Here is a 16,454-nt window from a genome sequence, read left to right as displayed (position 1 = left end):
GCTTGCCTGAAGCAACAATATAATTGCCCCAGGCAACCATTCGAGTATTCGCGCATGTCTACCCCTCTGCTGATCGAGCGCGCCGGTGTCGTGCGCGGCTTCAACCGCTTCTATACGCAGCAGATCGGCGTGCTGCAGGAACACCTGCTGCAAAGCGACTACTCGCTCACCGAAATCCGCGTGATGTACGAGTTGTCTTCCCGAGGCGATCTCACCAGCGCTGACCTGTGCCACATGCTCAGCCTGGACGCGGGTTATCTGAGCCGGCTGGTAGGCGGCCTGGAAAAGCGCGGCCTGATCCAGAAAGTCCGCTCCGTTACCGATGCTCGCGCGGTGCAATTGCACCTCAGCGATCTCGGTCGCGCCGTGTTGGCGCCCCTGGAGCAGCGCACCCAGAACGAAGTCATCGCCCTGCTCGACAGCCTGCCGGAGCAGCAACAGCATCAGCTCACCGAAGCCATGAAACGCATCCAGGCGCTGCTGCAAGGCACGGCGCCCAGCTATCTGCTACGCGATCCACAACCCGGCGACATGGGGTTGGTGGTGCAACAACAAACCGCAATATACGCGCGTGAATATGGCTGGAATTGGGAATTCGAAGCGCTGGTGGCGGAGATTGTCGCCAAGTACCTGCGCGAATTTGATCCGACCTCCGAGCGTTGCTGGATCGCGGAAAAGGACGGTGACGTGGTGGGGTCGGTGTTTGTGATCCGCCATGACGACACCACAGCCAAGTTGCGCATGCTCTACGTGGATGCCAGCGCGCGGGGCATGGGCATCGGCCAGCGTTTGGTGGACGAGTGCGTGCGTTTTGCCCGCCAGGTGGGCTACACCCGCATGCTGCTGTGGACCGTGGACATCCTGACCGATGCGCGCAAGCTCTATCAGAAAGCCGGGTTTGAGTTGGTGGAGGAGGAACCGATGGTCAGCTTCGGTAAATCCCTGGTCAGCCAGACCTGGGCCCGCGCGCTGTGAAACGGTCCCGCGCGATTGCCGCGCGGGACGTCAAGCCTTACAGGTCGGTGATTTCCTTGTGGCGCGGCACCAGCGTCTTCATCACGCTCCAGGCCACCAGGTAGGCCAGCGCACAGATCGCGAACATAATCATGTAGCCGGTGTGGATATCGTTGACTGACTTGTAGTAGTCGAACACCCAGCCACCAATCTTGGTCATCACCACCCCGCCCAAACCGCCGGCCATGCCGCCGATGCCGACCACCGAGGCCACGGTCTTCTGCGGGAACATATCGGAGACGGTGGTAAAGATGTTGCACGACCACGCCTGGTGCGCCGACGCGCCCACGCCGATCAACAATACCGGCACCCAGAAGCTGATGTAGCCCAGGGGTTGCGCCAACAGCACCACCAACGGAAACAGGGCGATCACCAGCATGGCTTTCATGCGGCCGTCATACGGCGCATCGCCACGGGCCATGAAGTAGCTCGGGAACCAGCCGCCGCCGATGCTACCGACCATGGTCATGCTGTACAGCACCGCCAGGGGCAGCACGATGTCGGGACCTTTCATGCCGTATTGCGCCGACAAGTAGGTGGGCAGCCAGAACAGGAAGAACCACCACACGCCGTCGGTCATGAACTTGCCGAAGGCGAAGGCCCAGGTCTGGCGGTAGGTGAGCAGCTTGAACCACGAGACTTTTTTCGTTGCATCGCCCGCAGCTGCCGGGGTGAACGGCTGCACGGTCTGGTCGCTGCGGATATACGCCAGCTCGGCGGCCGACAGGCGTTTTTGCTCATCCGGCTTCTTGTACAGCGCGACCCACACCGCCACCCACACAAAGCCCAGGCCGCCGATCACGATGAAGGCCGCTTCCCAGCCCCATAACCCGGCAATCAACGGCACGCAGATCGGCGCCAGGATCGCCCCGACGTTGGCACCGGAGTTGAAGATACCCGTGGCCAGGGAGCGTTCTTTCTTGGGGAAATATTCGGCAGTGGCCTTGATCGCAATCGGGAAGTTGCCCGCTTCACCAATCGCCAGCACGGCGCGGGAGAGCATAAAGCCGGCAATCGACACCGGAATTACCGCCAGGCCGATTGCACCGCTGATCGCCGCGATGCCCTCACCCATCGGTACCGAAAACGCATGCATGATGGCGCCCGTGGACCAGATGCCAATCGCCACCACGTAGGCCGCCTTGGTGCCGATCTTGTCGACAAAACGCCCGGCGAACAGCATGGAGATCGCGTAGACAAACTGGAACACTGCGGCAATGTTGGCGTAATCGGTGTTGCTCCAGCCAAATTGCGTCGACAGTTGCGGCGCCAGCAAGCTGAGCACCTGGCGGTCGAGATAGTTGACGGTGGTCGCGAAAAACAGCATCGCGCAGATGGTCCAGCGGTAGTTACCTACTGCTTGGCCAACGCGATGAGCATGGATGGGCTCGATCAAGTTCATGGCATCACTTTTTATTTTTGTTAGGTAGGACATATGTAACGTCATATGTCGTCGTACAACTGTGGCTTTTATATCGAGGTCCCTATCCCCTGTCAATCTGAAAGATTAGGGTTATATGAGGTCTTGCGCGGCTGTGAAAAGTGTCAGCTTTGAGCAGTTGTAGGATGACAAATCCTGAATACCCGGCTGGGTGGCTTGCCGGGTACATCATCGAGCAGGCCGAAAGGCTGCATGCCAAGCTTCTCCAGCACGCGGATCGACGCCGCATGGTCGGGCCGGACCAGGCCAAATACCTCGGGTAACGCCAGGGTTTCAAATGCCAACTTCAGGGCATCGCGCCCCACTTCGGTGGCATAGCCCTGGCCCCAGGCTTGCTCGGCAAAGCGGTAACCCAGGTTGATGCGCCTTTGCGTCAGGTAATTGAGAGGCGCGATACCGCCAAAGCCGATGATGTGCTCCGGCGCCGCGTGGTGCGCAATCGCCCACCAGCCATAGCCCTCGCTGGCCCACTGCTCGAGCCAGCCGTCGAGCAGGCGTTGCGCATCGGCCAGGCACGTCAGGGGGCCGGCGGGGTTGAACAGGTGGGTCCGAGGGTCGCCGAAGATCGCGAACAATGGCTGCAGGTCGCTGGGGAGTGGCTGACGGTAGGTGAGACGCGCGGGGCTGGCGAGCATTCGGATAACTCTCTGTAAAATTCACAAAGTTCAATGCATCTGCAAAAAAACGCAAATACGGGTGAATTATTTCATGTCCGCTTGTATCTGAACTGACAGAGCGGTGCCATCGCTGCGATGGCACCTCCCCTGTTCTGCTTTAGAGTGCCCCCGCATGAAATTACGTAAGAAAAGCGTCAAACCCATCGGTTTGAAAGACATCACCATCGTTGACGACGCCAAGGTGCGCAAGGCAATCACCGCTGCCGCCTTGGGTAACGCCATGGAATGGTTCGACTTCGGCGTCTACGGGTTTGTCGCCTATGTGCTCGGCAAGGTGTTCTTCCCGGACGCCTCGCCCAGCGTACAAATGATCGCTGCATTGGGTACCTTTTCGGTGCCCTTCCTGATTCGCCCGCTGGGCGGTCTGTTCTTCGGCGCACTGGGCGATAAATACGGGCGGCAAAAAGTACTCGCCGCCACCATTGTGATCATGTCCCTGAGCACCTTTGCCATCGGCTTGATTCCCGGCTATGCCTCCATCGGCATCTGGGCGCCGATCCTGCTATTGCTGTGCAAAATGGCCCAGGGCTTCTCGGTCGGCGGTGAATACACCGGCGCGTCGATCTTCGTCGCCGAATACGCCCCGGACCGCAAGCGCGGTTTCCTGGGCAGCTGGCTGGACTTCGGCTCCATCGCCGGTTTCGTGCTCGGCGCCGGTGTGGTTGTACTGATTTCCACCGTGTTGGGTGAAGCCGAGTTCGAAGCGTGGGGCTGGCGCCTGCCGTTCTTCCTCGCCCTGCCTCTGGGCATCATCGGCCTGTACCTGCGTCACGCGCTGGAAGAAACCCCGGCGTTCCAACAGCACATGGACAAACTCGAGCAAGGCGACCGCGAAGGCCTGACACACGGTCCCAAAGTGTCGTTCAAGGAAGTCGCGACCCAGCACTGGCGCAGCCTGCTGACCTGCATCGGCATCGTCGCGGCCACCAACGTGACGTACTACATGCTGCTCACCTACATGCCGAGCTACCTGTCGCATAACCTGCATTACAAAGAAAACAGCGGCGTGCTGATCATCATCGCGATCATGGTCGGGATGCTGTTCGTGCAGCCGTTCATCGGTTTTGTCAGCGATAAGATCGGTCGCAAGCCGTTCATCATCGCCGGCAGCATCGGCCTGCTGTTCCTGTCGATCCCTGCATTTATGCTGATCACCAGCGGCAAGATCGGGCTGATCTTCGCCGGTTTGCTGATCCTGGCGGTGATCCTCAACTTCTTTATCGGGGTGATGGCCTCGACACTCCCGGCGATGTTCCCCACGCACCTGCGCTACAGTGCATTGGCCAGTGCGTTCAACGTGTCGGTGTTGATCGCAGGCGTAACCCCGACTGCCGTGGCCTGGCTGGTGGAAAGCACCAACGACCTTTACATGCCCGCCTACTACCTGATGGTGTTTGCGGTCGTTGGACTGGTCACTGGCCTGACCATGAAGGAAACCGCCAACAAACCGTTGCGCGGCGCAGCGCCGGCCGCTTCGGACATGGAAGAAGCCAAGGAGCTGCTGCAGGAACATCACGACAATATCGAGCAGAAGATCGAAGACATCGATGCCGAGATCGCCGAATTGGAAGCCAAGCGCAACAACCTTGTGCAGCAGCATCCACGGATTAACTAAGCCCTCAACGTGCGTGGTGGGCCAGGACCACCACGCAATTGGAGTGTTCACCTATGATTCCTAGCGTCACCTCAGCACAGTCCCTGCTCAGCGCCGATGAGCGCGCTGCCATCGCCGAAATAGAAGCCAGCACCAGCATCCTGCAACTGGTCACCCGCCTGACCGGCATGCGCTTTGCCGGCCTCGCCAAATTCACTGACCAGGAATGGGTGGTCTGCTCCGTGCACGACACCGCCGAAATGGGCATCCAGGTCGACGACGTGCTCGACCTCGAAACCACGCTGTGCAGTGAGTTCTTTATCAACCCTCAGACGCTGTTCATCCCGCAGATCAGCCAGAATGGCCGCTTTGCCACTCGCCCGGTGGTCAAGCAATTCGCCATCGAAAGCTACGCCGGTGCGCCGATCTTCCTGCCTGACGGCCGCCTGTTCGGTGCGCTGTGCGCGCTGGATTCCAGGCCGATGCTGTTTGAAGACCCCAACCTGCCGGAAACCCTCAGCCTGTTCGCGCGGCTGATCGGTTGTATTTTCTACGCTAACCTGACGGCGGCTGATCACTGACAGTCGCTTTGCCACGCAGTGCCGCCACATCGCGCTTAGGCGGCATGCCGAACAAGCGGCTGTACTCGCGGCTGAACTGTGACGGGCTTTCATAGCCCACTTTGAACGCGGCACTGGACACGTCCTGGTGCTCGTTCAACATCAAGCGCCGCGCCTCATTCAGGCGCAGCCACTTCTGATACTGCAACGGGCTCATCGCCGTCAGTTGGCGAAAGTGATGATGAAAGGTTGCCGCACTCATTTGCACGCGCGCCGCCAACTCATCGACGCGCAATGCCACGTCGTAATTGAGCTTCAGCCAATCAATCGCTTTGGCAATCCGATAGCCCTGCCCGTCGACGGAACAGATCTGACGCAATCGGCTCGCCTGGTCGCTTTTCAGTAGACGATAGTGAATCTCGCGCTGGATCAACGGTGCCAGCACCGCAATTGCTTCGGGTTCATCCAGCAGCGCCACCAGACGCGCGAAAGACGCCAGCATGCCCTGGGTCACCGTACCGATGCCCACCCCCTTCAGCACCGACCGCTCCCGCGCCGGCGGCAACTCACTCTGAGCGATCAGCTCGGCCAATATGCGCAAATCCAACTTGAAGGTGAGCCCAAGGCAAGGTCTTTCGGGGCTGGCCACCAGCACTTCGGAATTGGCGGGAATGTCCAGTGAGGTCACCAGGAAGCGCGAAGTATCGTATGGATAACCCTCACCCCCCGCCCACAGCTGTTTTGCACCTTGGGCAACCAACACGATGCACGGCTCGACCATGCACACCACGGGGCTTGCGGGCTGTTCACGCCGGTAGAAGCCAAGACCAGGAATCGGCATGGGGTAGTCGCCCGGTGCCTGCACCCGCGATCCAATAGCCTGGATCAGCGCGTCCAGGGGCGTTTCATTGATAGTCATAACAGGCTCTTTTTCTCTCGTCATCGGACTTTACCCCGAGCGGTCCGTGGCGTCCCGGCAAACCGCAGAACTCAGAGGATCAGGCAAGTAATCCAGTCAAACGCACTACAGAACCCTGACCGCCCCCGGGAAAATGTGCGCACCCACCCCCTCAAGGATCATCCGATGAAAAACCTCCTGCTCACCCTGGGTTTGCTGGTGACCTGTACCACTTCACTGGGAGCCGATATGTCCAACGGTGCCAACAACTTCTACACAAGCGACAAGGTCAGTGTCGAAAAGGTCACCTTCAACAATCAATACGGCATGGCGGTCGCGGGCAACCTGTTTGTGCCCAAGGACCTTGCCCCCACCTCCAGAAATGCTGCGATTATCGTTGGCCACCCGATGGGTGCCGTCAAAGAACAGAGCGCGAACCTCTATGCGACCAAAATGGCAGAACGGGGTTTTGTAACGTTGTCCCTGGATCTCCCATTCTGGGGAGAAAGTGCCGGCACACCACGCAATGCGGTGTTGCCCGAGCTCTACAGCGAAGCCTTCAGCGCCGCCGTGGATTACCTTGGCACCCAGCCAATCGTCGACCGCGAGCGCATTGGCGTGATCGGTATCTGCGGCAGTGGCAGCTTCGCCATCGCTGCCGCGAAGATCGACCCACGCCTCAAGGCGATCGCCACGGTGAGCATGTATGACATGGGCGCCGCGACTCGCAATGGCCTCAAACATGGCGTGACCTTGGCGCAACGCCGACAGGTACTGCTGCAAGCGGCCAACCAGCGCTATGTGGAATTCCAGGGGGCCGACACCGTCTACACCGGCGGCACACCGAACGCCCTGACCGGCGATGCGGTTGGCGATGAGTTCTACGATTTCTATCGCACATCGCGCGGTGAGTTCACCCCCACCGGCGCCTCGCCACACACCACCACCCGGCCGACGCTGAGCAGCAACGTGAAGTTCATGAACTTCTACCCGTTCAATGACATCGAGACCCTTTCTCCGCGTCCGCTCTTGCTGATTGCCGGCGCCAATGCGCACTCCCGCGAATTCAGCGAGGACGCCTACCAGCGTGCTGCCGAGCCCAAGGAACTGGTGATCATCCCCGACGCCGGGCATGTGGACTTGTACGACCGGGTCGACCTGATCCCGTTCGACACGCTCGCCGGCTTTTTCAGGAAGTACCTGAAGTGACGACCGCCGAGCCAAAAAACTGGGGCGCCGTACTCGCAATGTCACTGGCGGCATTTGCCCTGGTGGCCTCCGAGTTCCTGCCCGTGAGCCTGTTGACGCCGCTGGCGACCGACCTGCATATCACCGAGGGCCAGGCCGGACAGGGCATTTCGGTATCAGGGCTGTTTGCCTTGCTCACCAGCCTGGTAATTGCGGCCGTGGCGGCGCGGGTTGAACGCAAGCGCTTGCTGCTGTCCTTGACCCTGCTGATGATCATTTCTGGCACGGTGGTGGCATTCGCACCCAATTACTCCGTGTTCATGCTGGGCCGCGCGTTGATCGGCGTGGCCATCGGCGGCTTCTGGTCACTGTCGGCCGCCACCGCCATGCGCCTGGTGCCCGCAGCCCAGGTGCCGCGGGCATTGGCTATCGTCAATGGCGGCAACGCACTGGCAACGGTGATCGCGGCACCGTTGGGCAGCTTCGTCGGCGGCTTGATCGGCTGGCGCGGGGCGTTCTTTTGCGTCGTCCCCGTTGCAGTGCTGGCGGCGGCCTGGCTGATGCTCAGTCTGCCGTCGATCAAAGCGCAGGGGGCGGCAAAAAACGGCCGCCTGTTGGGCTTGATGAAGCGCAAGCCGGTGGCCTTGGGCATGCTGGCGGTCAGCGTGTTTTTCATGGGCCAGTTCATGCTGTTCACTTACCTGCGACCGTTTCTGGAGGCTGTCACCCAGGTCAGTGTTTCCCGGTTGTCGCTCATATTGTTGGTGCTGGGCCTGGCCGGACTGGTGGGGACGCTCCTGATCGAGCGTTTGCTGAAAAAGAGCGTGTTCCTGACATTGATCATCATCCCTTTGGTGATGGCGGGGATTGCGCTGGCGCTGGTCAAGGTCGGCAGCTCCATGGTGATGACCACGTTGTTGCTGGGGCTCTGGGGCCTGGTCGCCACCGCCGCGCCGGTGGGCTGGTGGACCTGGCTGTCGACAACCCTGCCCGACGATGCCGAGGCAGGGGGTGGCTTGATGGTCGCGATCATCCAGCTGGCGATAGCATCGGGCGCTATCGTTGGCGGCCTCGTGTTTGACTGGAGCGGTTACCAGGCTACCTTCCAGTTGAGTGCGGCGGTGCTGGGTGCGGCAGCCGTGTTGGCGTGGCTCGCGGCTCGCGCCAGCGGTTACCGCGCACTGTCGATGATTTGCCCGCCATCCGGTGTGAGGCTGTAGCCGGTAATGAATTGCGCGTCCTGGCTGGCCAGGAACAGCACCACCGGCGCAATGTCATCTTCAGGCGAGCCGTAACGCCCCAGCACATTGGTCAGCGCCGGGGCGTCATACGCATCGCCCCAGGTGTCGGCCACCGGCAACAGGTTGTTGACCGTGATGTTGTCCACTCCCCATTCTCGCGCCGCCGAGCGTGTGAGTGCGCGTACGGCTTCCTTGGCGATGTTGTAGGTGCATAGCCTGCCGGTGAAGCCCAAAGCCAGGGGACGCAACGCGCTCCAGCGTGAGCCCTGATCCGCTGCAACGCTCTCAACGTTTTGCCACGGCCGCCGATAACACGTCATACCCCTGACTTGCAGCGACGCTCTGCGGGAAACAATGCCGAACTCTCTCGCTCCTATCGTCCGCTCGCTTTCCGACCGCACCAGCCTTTCACTGGCGCGCACCTCGCTGTTCCGGTTCATGGGCTTGTTGGCCGTGGTATTTGCTGCCGCGGCCTACTCGCTGGTTTACCTCGCCCACGAACTGGACCGTTCCGAGCAGGTTGAAAGCGCCTTCTATACCCGTAAAGCCGTGCAATCGCTGGAGAAAACCTTACGGGTGACCGTCAAGGACTACGCCTTTTGGAGCGATGCCTACAAGCACTTGCACGTTAAAGTCGACAATGACTGGGCTTACATGCGGGGCAATCTCGGCGCCACGTTGTTTGATGATTTCGGTTTTCAAGGCCTGTTTGTGGTCAACGACGCCAATCGCACGGTGTACGCGGTCGTCGACGGCAAGCTGCTGGATATCGACCTCACGCAATGGCTGGGCCAGCCCATTGCCGGGATTCTCGACCAGGCCCGTGCGGGTGCCGACAGCGAGACACCGGTCACCGCCTTTATCAACGTGCACGGCAGCCCCGCGCTGGTGGCGGCCGCCGCCATCACTCCCGGCACCGACCCCACGGTGCGGGCCGATGGCCGGCCGGCCTCGGTGCTGATCTTCATCGACATCCTCAACAGCGCCAAACTGGCCGTGATCGGCGATGAGTTCGGCGTGAACAAACTGCACATTGCCAGCCCCGATGAAATCGGCAAAACGTTGCTCTTTCCCCTCGGCGACAACGGTACCGCCGGCAGCCTGCACTGGGAGCCGGCCCGGCCCGGTTTGCGGCTTATGGGGGTCGGTCTGCCGCTGCTGGGCCTGGCCGCGTTGCTGGTGTGCCTGATGACCTGGGCCATTTCGCGCCGCACCACCGCCGCCGCGCTCGCCCTGGATGCGAGCCATTCGTCGCTGCAGAACAGCCAGAATGCCCTGGCCACCAGCGAAGCACGCTTTCGCGATGTGGTGGAGGCCAGCTCCGACTGGGTGTGGGAAATCGACGCCGGTTGGCGCTTCACTTACCTGTCGGAACGCTTCGAAGGCGTCACCGGGTTGACCCGCTATGCGTGGATCGGGGCGACGATGAACGACTTGCTGGAGACCGAGTCGGGCCTGCTTTCCCAGTGGCTCAGCGCACCCGGACGACGCCCGGATATCAGCGTGCAGTGTCGCTACGTCGATGCAGCAGGACAGGAACGCACCACTCGGCTGTCGGCGCGAGAGATGCCGTGCGGCGGGTTTCGCGGGACGGCCACCGACGTGACGGAAGAAGTCGAAGCCCGTCGGCGCATCGAGTTCTTGTCCCAGCATGACGCCCTGACCGGGCTGCCCAACCGCACCCGCCTGCAAGCGTTCCTCGACGGCAAACTCAAAGCCCTGCCCTCCACCGAACAGCCCCTGGTGATGCTCAGCCTGGACCTGGATCGGTTCAAGCCGGTCAATGACCTGCTCGGGCACGCGGCCGGTGACCGGGTGCTCAACGAAGTGTCTGCGCGCCTGGCGGACTGCGTGCGCCATGGTGATCTGGTCGCTCGTGTCGGCGGCGATGAATTTGTGCTGATCCTGACCGATGCAGGCACTCAGGACGAAGTCGAAACCCTGTGTAAGCGGTTGATCGAATCCATCGAACGCACGATCAGAATTGACGAGCAAGAGGTGTTCATCAGCGCCAGTATCGGGATTGCCATCGCGCCCAACGATGCCCGCGAAGCCGCGGAACTGCTGCGCTACGCCGACATTGCGCTGTACGAGGCGAAAGCCGCCGGGCGCAATACCTGGCGGTTCTATTCCGGCGACATGAACGCGCGGATCATCGAACGTCGGCGTCTGGAAAGCGACCTTCGGTATGCGATCAAACATGCCGAACTGCGCCTGCACTTCCAACCCCGCTATCGCATCGCCGACGGGCAAATGGTCGGCGCCGAAGCGCTGGTGCGCTGGCAGCACCCGGTACGCGGCCTGATCGCGCCGGACACCTTCATTCCGATTGCCGAAGAGTCCGGGTTGATCCTGGCGCTGAGCGATTGGGTACTGGAGACCGCTTGCGTGTGTGCCGCGCAGTGGCCGGAGCCTCTTTTTGTGTCCGTCAACCTGTCACCCACGGAGTTCAAGCGTGGCAACCTGGTGGAGCGTACGCAGCAAGCGCTGAAGAGCTCAGGCATTGATCCCGCGCGCGTAGAACTGGAAATCACCGAAAGCGTCATGCTTGAAGATGCCACCGGGGCGCTTGAGGTGATGCGCACGCTCAAGCAATTGGGCGTACGCATTGCCATGGATGACTTCGGCACCGGCTACTCGTCCCTGAGCTATCTGCGCGCCTTCCCGTTCGATGGTTTGAAAATAGACCGCAGCTTCCTCACCCGACTGGAGGAAAGTGACGATGACAAGGCAATTATCCAGGCGATTGTCGGGCTGGGCCGCGCCCTGGCACTGACAGTCACGGCCGAAGGCATTGAAACCGCCGAGCATCTGGCGCTGCTCAAGGCCGTGGCCTGTGAAGAGGGCCAAGGCTATTTCCTCAGTCGGCCATTGGATATCGAGGCGCTCAACAGCTTGCTCGACGTGCACGCCGGCACCGTGCAGTGATTACCGGAAAAACTGGCTCGGCGTCTTGCCAAACTGTTTCTTGAACATGCTGGTAAACGCGCTCGGGCTTTCATAGCCCAGTTCCAGGGCAATATCGATCACCTTCTCGCCCACCGCAATGCGCTCCAGCGCCAGCAGCAGCCGCGCCTGCTGACGCCACTGGCCGAAGGTCATGCCGGTTGCCTTGCGGAACAGGCGCTGGATGGTGGTCTGGTCCAGGTTCAGGCGCGCGCTCCAATCCGCCACGGTGGAGGCGTCCCCCGGATCGTCCTGTAACGCAAGGCAGATCTGCTTGATACGCGGGTCGGCGGGCTGGGGCAACGCCAGTGGCAGCGCCGGCAAGATGGCGAGTTCGTCGAGGATCAGGTGCATGATCCGCGCCTCCCGCGAGTCCTCGGCGTACGGCGGTTTCAAACTCACCGACGCCTTGATCAGCTCGCTCAGCAGCGGCGAGATGCTGACCGTCTTCGGCTCGCCGGGCATGTTCGGGAACCGGTCCGGGCGCACAAACACGCTGCGCATTTTCAGGGTGCCGACACAGCGCAACGAATGCACCTGCCCGCTGGGCATCCAGATCCCGCGATTGGGCGGTACCGTCCACTGGTTCAGCGCCGAGTACACCACCATCACCCCTTCGATGGCGTAGAGCAGTTGATGTTTTTCGTGGCTGTGGTCGGGGATCACCCAATTTTCCGGGTAATCCGTGGCGGAACTGATGACCGCCCAGGCGCCTTCGTTGATTTCCTGGAGAAATTCATTCAGTGGTTTGATCATTTCGCCCTTTTTGCGATGGTTGCCGCCCGAATTACGCGAGACAGGCATTCATGACGAATCTAGCATAAACGCCGAATCATTTTGTAATGGATGGTGACCTTAAGAAGTCGCCGCCTCTGATTAGCTGCCTTGTATGGAATGCCTGCATGTCGACCCTCACCGCGTCACCCGCCGCTGCAACCACTGCACCCCAAGCCAGCCCCTTGGTCATGCGTATCCTCGGCGCCTGCGCCTTGGCGCATTTGATCAATGACCTGATCCAGGCCGTGCTGCCGTCGATCTACCCGATGCTCAAGGCCAACTACGGGCTGTCGTTCACCCAAGTGGGCCTGATCACCCTGACCTTCCAGCTCACTGCCTCGCTGCTGCAACCCTGGATCGGCTACCACACCGACCGCCACCCCAAACCGTGGCTACTGCCGGCGGGCATGGTGTGCACCTTGATCGGCATCCTGATGCTGGCGTTTGTCGGCAACTTCCCGGCGATCCTGCTGGCGGCCGGCCTGGTCGGCGTCGGCTCGTCGACCTTCCACCCGGAAACTTCGCGTGTCGCGCGCCTGGCCTCCGGCGGTCGCTACGGCCTGGCCCAATCGACCTTCCAGGTCGGCGGCAACACCGGCAGCGCGTTGGGCCCGTTGCTGGCGGCGGCGATCATCATTCCCTACGGCCAAGGCCATATCGCCTGGTTCGGGCTGTTTGCCGTGTTCGCGATCCTGGTGCTGTACGGCTTGAGCCGCTGGTACCGCAACCACCTCAACCTGTTCAAGCTCAAGCAAGGCGGCAAAGCCACCCATGGTTTGTCCAAAGGCCGCGTGACCTTCGCCCTGGTCGTACTGGCCGTGCTGGTGTTTTCCAAGTACTGGTACATGACCAGCCTGACCAGCTACTTCACGTTCTACCTGATCGAAAAATTCCAGCTGTCGGTCTCCAGCTCCCAGATGTACCTGTTCCTGTTCCTGGGCGCAGTGGCGGTCGGCACCTTCGCGGGCGGCCCCATCGGCGACAAGATCGGCCGTAAGAAAGTCATCTGGTTCTCCATCCTTGGTGCAGCGCCGTTCACCCTGGCGCTGCCCTACGTCGACCTGTTCTGGACGGCGGTATTGAGCGTCGTGATCGGGTTTATCATCGCCTCGGCCTTCTCGGCCATCGTGGTCTTTGCCCAGGAACTGGTGCCGGGCAATGTGGGCATGATCGCCGGGATCTTTTTCGGCCTGATGTTCGGTTTCAGCGGGATTGGCGCGGCGCTGCTCGGTTTGCTCGCTGACACACACGGTATCGAGTACGTCTACAAACTGTGCTCGTTCCTGCCACTGGTGGGCATCCTGACCGTCTTGCTGCCGTCTACCAAAGGCATTTGACCGCACTTATCCGCATGACTGACGCAGGCAGGGACGCCTGCGCAGCATGCCGCAAGCCAATCCGTGCTTAAATCCTTGTTTGGCAGCTTCCCGCGCATTTCTGCTCGCCGCCCCTCCAAGGAACCCCCGCATGCGCCTGCCAGACTTCATTCTTGCAAACCTCGAACCGATTCTTCAGGCCTGGGAAGACTTTGCACGCACCATCCAGACCCCAGGCGCCGACCTCGACCGTGCAGGCCTGCGTGATCACGCCGAACAGATGCTGCACGCCATCGTACTCGACCTGCGCACCAGCCAGACGGTGCAGGAACAAACCGAAAAGGCTCAGGGGCTGGCACCGCAGAATGACACCGAGAGCCCCGCTGAAACGCATGCGGTAACCCGCTTGATGGCGGGGTTCTCCATCGACCAGATGGTGTCTGAATACCGTGCGTTGCGCACCAGCGTACTCAGCCAGTGGCTTGACCAGATCAAACACGGCACGGCGCTGCAAGTCGACGACATGAACCGCTTTCATGAGGCCATCGACCAGGCGCTGGCGGAATCCATCGCCAGCTACTCGCGCGCGGTAGAAGCGTCGCGCAATGTCTTCCTGGGCATTCTCGGTCACGACCTGCGCACGCCGCTGGGCGCGATTCTGCTGGGCGCCGACATGCTCAGGCGTTCGCCGGCCTTGGGCGAGCGCAATACCCGCGTGGCCACGCAGATTTACACCAGTGTCCAACGCGCCAGCCAGATCGTTGGCGACCTGCTGGATTTGACGCGCTGCCAGATGGGCCCCGGCATTCCGGTCAAACGCACGGCCGTCGACCTGGCACCGATCTGTGAACGGATCGTCGACGAAATCCGCGCGTTTCACCCCGACTCACACATCCTGTTCGAAGCGACAACCCAGGCCACTGGCGCCTTCGATGGCCCGCGCATGGAGCAAGTGTTTTCCAACATCATCAGCAATGCAGTGCAACACGGTGATGCGCGTTCACCGATCAAGGTGCAATTGTCGGCGTCGGCAGAGACGTTGGTGTTCGCGGTGCACAATCGCGGCAACCCCATCCCGGTGGACGTTTTGCCATTTATCTTCAACCCCATGGGACGCTTTTCCCAACGCGCGGTGATTGAACACGGCCCCACGGAAGGCCTCGGGTTGGGCTTGTTCATCGCTTCTGAAATTGTGGCGTCCCACCAAGGGTTGATTGAAGTCGAGTCGAGCCTGGCGTCTGGTACGGTGTTCCGCGCAACGGTGCCTCTGTACTGACCTGCGTGCACTGACCTACGTGCACCGACCTCCGCGGGCTGATAGCCGTTCGCCAGTAAGGCTCCGAAAACCGCTCGCGAAGGCTTACAATCGCGGTTTTCAACGCAACCCTGGCAGACCCGGCAGCACATGACGCTCGACCCTCCTACGATTTTGGCACTCACCGTTGCCCTGGCAGCCGCTGCCGCCCTGTACCTGGCCGTTGAATGGCGCAGTGTGCGTGAACCTTCGCTGCTGTACTGGAGCGCTGGTTTCGCGACCATCAGCATCGGTTCCACGCTTGCGCTGCTGCGCATCAATGGCTTTGTGATGATCGGCATCTGGTTCGCCAACGGCCTACTGGTGAGCGCGCACTTTCTGTTTTTGCTCGGCGTGGCGCGGTTCACCCAGGTGCGCCTGTCACGCCTGTGGCTGCTGATGCTGGCGGTCTGGTTCGGCATGCTGATGCTGCCGGCCGACCTGCCGTGGTCCAAAGCCATGCTGGGGGTGCAGTCGCTGCTGGTGGCGCTGCCGACCTTGCGCGCCAGCTTTTTGCTGCGCCCCCATGGCAAATCGTTGAGCATCGGCGCGGTGCAATTGCGTTATGTGCTGCTGATCCATGGCACCTTCTATGTGGCCAAGGCCCTGTCGGTACTGATCCCCGGCACCCTGATCGACCTTGCCGCGTTCAAGGGCGAAATCATCCAGGTCTCCCTGGTGGAAGGCGCCATGGCGATCATGCTGATTGCCCTGTCGATGACCGGCTCCGAACGCTACCGACGCGAACAACAGATCGCCCGCCTCGCTGCCCGCGACCCCCTCACCGCCCTGTACAACCGCCGCGCCCTCGACCTGCGCGCCCCACGCCTGCTGGCCCAGGTGTCGCCGGCGCAACCGGGTGCGTTGCTGCTGATCGATATCGACAACTTCAAATCGGTCAACGACCTCCACGGCCATATCGCCGGCGACCGCTTGCTGATCGCGTTGAGTGAAATGATCCGCGGCGTGGTGCCCCGAGGTGCGCTGGCCGCACGCCTCGGCGGCGATGAGTTCGTGATCCTGTTGAACCCGGCCTCCACCGAGCAAATCGTCACGCTGGGCAGCAGCCTGCGCGACCAGTTTCACCAACTGGCCGCGCAGACCTTCGCCACGCCAGCGCCGGTCACCCTGAGCATCGGCGCCAACCTGTTTGATCAACCACCGCCGAGCCTGACGGCGCTGATTGAACAAGGCGATACCACGCTGTATGAATCCAAGCGGGCTGGCCGTGACAGCATCCGCCTGGTCGACCGGACCGGCACCGGCCCGTACGGCTAACTGCTTTTTCCAAAATCGACGGTGGCGGCGAATGCAAATGAGATGACGACCGTTGCAGCCATGCCAACACAAGCATCGACACAACGTTTTAGCAACCACGGTAACCACGATGCGAAGCGAGCCGCTCTTGATCTTGATCTTGATCTTGATCTAGCTTTTGATCTCAGGCGCCCCGTCAAACACGCTGGCCGGAATTCGACAGGGATTTGGGGGGTAAACCGGCAGGGATG

At 61.2% G+C, this 16,454-nt stretch carries 14 protein-coding genes and 1 pseudogene; 10 read left to right on the top strand and 5 right to left on the bottom strand.

Going from position 1 to position 16,454, the window contains the following annotated elements; all coding sequences use genetic code 11:
• Window positions 1–54 precede the first annotated feature (54 nt).
• Window positions 55–975, top strand: a complete 921-nt coding sequence (locus AC3ZU9_RS08180) for a bifunctional helix-turn-helix transcriptional regulator/GNAT family N-acetyltransferase (RefSeq protein WP_012724591.1) — start codon at window positions 55–57, stop codon at window positions 973–975.
• A 37-nt stretch (window positions 976–1,012) separates the two neighbouring features.
• On the opposite strand, the gene AC3ZU9_RS08175 is transcribed toward AC3ZU9_RS08180, so the two are convergent.
• On the bottom strand, window positions 1,013–2,416 hold the full coding sequence (locus AC3ZU9_RS08175) for an MFS transporter (RefSeq protein ID WP_046036194.1): 1,404 nt from the start codon (window positions 2,414–2,416) through the stop codon (window positions 1,013–1,015).
• Window positions 2,417–2,559: 143 nt separating this feature from the next.
• Window positions 2,560–3,090 (bottom strand): GNAT family N-acetyltransferase, encoded by a 531-nt coding sequence (locus tag AC3ZU9_RS08170; protein ID WP_490090552.1) that lies wholly within the window; start codon window positions 3,088–3,090, stop codon window positions 2,560–2,562.
• 154 nt (window positions 3,091–3,244) lie between these two features.
• On the opposite strand from AC3ZU9_RS08170, the gene proP reads away from it, so the two are divergent.
• Both proP and AC3ZU9_RS08160 read left to right on the top strand, forming a co-directional pair.
• On the top strand, window positions 3,245–4,747 hold the full coding sequence (gene proP, locus AC3ZU9_RS08165) for a glycine betaine/L-proline transporter ProP (protein ID WP_012724594.1): 1,503 nt from the start codon (window positions 3,245–3,247) through the stop codon (window positions 4,745–4,747).
• Window positions 4,748–4,800: 53 nt separating this feature from the next.
• Window positions 4,801–5,307, top strand: a complete 507-nt coding sequence (locus AC3ZU9_RS08160) for a GAF domain-containing protein (RefSeq protein ID WP_122811306.1) — start codon at window positions 4,801–4,803, stop codon at window positions 5,305–5,307.
• Here AC3ZU9_RS08160 and AC3ZU9_RS08155 read toward each other — a convergent pair.
• Window positions 5,282–6,205: an AraC family transcriptional regulator gene (locus AC3ZU9_RS08155; protein ID WP_046036195.1), complete on the bottom strand. Its 924-nt coding sequence runs from the start codon at window positions 6,203–6,205 to the stop codon at window positions 5,282–5,284. The two genes, AC3ZU9_RS08160 and AC3ZU9_RS08155, sit on opposite strands and share 26 nt — an antisense overlap.
• Before the next feature lie 165 nt (window positions 6,206–6,370).
• Here AC3ZU9_RS08155 and AC3ZU9_RS08150 point away from each other — a divergent pair, with 165 nt between their 5' ends.
• Both AC3ZU9_RS08150 and AC3ZU9_RS08145 read left to right on the top strand, forming a co-directional pair.
• A complete protein-coding gene (locus tag AC3ZU9_RS08150) occupies window positions 6,371–7,393 on the top strand; it encodes an alpha/beta hydrolase (RefSeq protein WP_490090551.1) in 1,023 nt (340 codons plus the stop codon).
• A gap of 38 nt (window positions 7,394–7,431) precedes the next feature.
• Window positions 7,432–8,592, top strand: a complete 1,161-nt coding sequence (locus tag AC3ZU9_RS08145) for an MFS transporter (RefSeq protein ID WP_093541947.1) — start codon at window positions 7,432–7,434, stop codon at window positions 8,590–8,592.
• Here the strand turns inward: AC3ZU9_RS08145 and AC3ZU9_RS08140 are convergent.
• The gene (locus AC3ZU9_RS08140; protein WP_224795913.1) at window positions 8,544–8,861 is read right to left on the bottom strand and encodes an SDR family oxidoreductase; all 318 of its coding nucleotides are present in this window, start codon (window positions 8,859–8,861) and stop codon (window positions 8,544–8,546) included. The genes AC3ZU9_RS08145 and AC3ZU9_RS08140 overlap by 49 nt on opposite strands.
• Window positions 8,862–8,967: 106 nt before the next feature.
• Here AC3ZU9_RS08140 and AC3ZU9_RS08135 point away from each other — a divergent pair, with 106 nt between their 5' ends.
• Complete coding sequence (locus AC3ZU9_RS08135) at window positions 8,968–11,541, top strand: bifunctional diguanylate cyclase/phosphodiesterase (RefSeq protein WP_046036197.1); 2,574 nt, start codon at window positions 8,968–8,970, stop codon at window positions 11,539–11,541.
• On the opposite strand, the gene AC3ZU9_RS08130 is transcribed toward AC3ZU9_RS08135, so the two are convergent.
• Window positions 11,542–12,363 carry an AraC family transcriptional regulator gene (locus AC3ZU9_RS08130; protein ID WP_043205440.1) on the bottom strand — a complete coding sequence of 274 codons (822 nt, stop codon included), beginning with the start codon at window positions 12,361–12,363 and terminating at the stop codon, window positions 11,542–11,544.
• Between the two features lie 98 nt (window positions 12,364–12,461).
• Between AC3ZU9_RS08130 and AC3ZU9_RS08125 the strand changes: the two genes are divergently transcribed.
• The 4 genes and pseudogenes from AC3ZU9_RS08125 to AC3ZU9_RS08110 all read left to right on the top strand — a co-directional run.
• A complete protein-coding gene (locus tag AC3ZU9_RS08125) occupies window positions 12,462–13,673 on the top strand; it encodes an MFS transporter (RefSeq protein ID WP_012724602.1) in 1,212 nt (403 codons plus the stop codon).
• Window positions 13,674–13,803: 130 nt separating this feature from the next.
• Window positions 13,804–14,928: a sensor histidine kinase gene (locus AC3ZU9_RS08120; protein ID WP_012724603.1), complete on the top strand. Its 1,125-nt coding sequence runs from the start codon at window positions 13,804–13,806 to the stop codon at window positions 14,926–14,928.
• Window positions 14,929–15,057: 129 nt separating this feature from the next.
• Entirely contained in the window at window positions 15,058–16,224 is a 1,167-nt protein-coding gene (locus tag AC3ZU9_RS08115) for a GGDEF domain-containing protein (RefSeq protein ID WP_012724604.1), read from the top strand.
• Between the two features lie 42 nt (window positions 16,225–16,266).
• Window positions 16,267–16,454, top strand: a pseudogene (locus AC3ZU9_RS08110) (hypothetical protein); the annotation flags it as partial.

The sequence above is a fragment of the Pseudomonas sp. A39 genome, assembly GCF_058145955.1.
This window is presented reverse-complemented; position numbering and strand designations above follow the sequence as displayed.

Excerpts from the sequence above, each read along its gene's own strand:
- AC3ZU9_RS08180 (WP_012724591.1), top strand. The coding sequence starts at position 55 with ATGTCTACCCCTCTGCTGATCGAGCGCGCCGGTGTCGTGCGCGGCTTC.
- AC3ZU9_RS08175 (WP_046036194.1), bottom strand. The coding sequence starts at position 2,416 with ATGAACTTGATCGAGCCCATCCATGCTCATCGCGTTGGCCAAGCAGTA.
- AC3ZU9_RS08170 (WP_490090552.1), bottom strand. The coding sequence starts at position 3,090 with ATGCTCGCCAGCCCCGCGCGTCTCACCTACCGTCAGCCACTCCCCAGC.
- proP (WP_012724594.1), top strand. The coding sequence starts at position 3,245 with ATGAAATTACGTAAGAAAAGCGTCAAACCCATCGGTTTGAAAGACATC.
- AC3ZU9_RS08160 (WP_122811306.1), top strand. The coding sequence starts at position 4,801 with ATGATTCCTAGCGTCACCTCAGCACAGTCCCTGCTCAGCGCCGATGAG.
- AC3ZU9_RS08155 (WP_046036195.1), bottom strand. The coding sequence starts at position 6,205 with ATGACTATCAATGAAACGCCCCTGGACGCGCTGATCCAGGCTATTGGA.
- AC3ZU9_RS08150 (WP_490090551.1), top strand. The coding sequence starts at position 6,371 with ATGAAAAACCTCCTGCTCACCCTGGGTTTGCTGGTGACCTGTACCACT.
- AC3ZU9_RS08145 (WP_093541947.1), top strand. The coding sequence starts at position 7,432 with ATGTCACTGGCGGCATTTGCCCTGGTGGCCTCCGAGTTCCTGCCCGTG.
- AC3ZU9_RS08135 (WP_046036197.1), top strand. The coding sequence starts at position 8,968 with ATGCCGAACTCTCTCGCTCCTATCGTCCGCTCGCTTTCCGACCGCACC.
- AC3ZU9_RS08130 (WP_043205440.1), bottom strand. The coding sequence starts at position 12,363 with ATGCCTGTCTCGCGTAATTCGGGCGGCAACCATCGCAAAAAGGGCGAA.
- AC3ZU9_RS08125 (WP_012724602.1), top strand. The coding sequence starts at position 12,462 with ATGTCGACCCTCACCGCGTCACCCGCCGCTGCAACCACTGCACCCCAA.
- AC3ZU9_RS08120 (WP_012724603.1), top strand. The coding sequence starts at position 13,804 with ATGCGCCTGCCAGACTTCATTCTTGCAAACCTCGAACCGATTCTTCAG.
- AC3ZU9_RS08115 (WP_012724604.1), top strand. The coding sequence starts at position 15,058 with ATGACGCTCGACCCTCCTACGATTTTGGCACTCACCGTTGCCCTGGCA.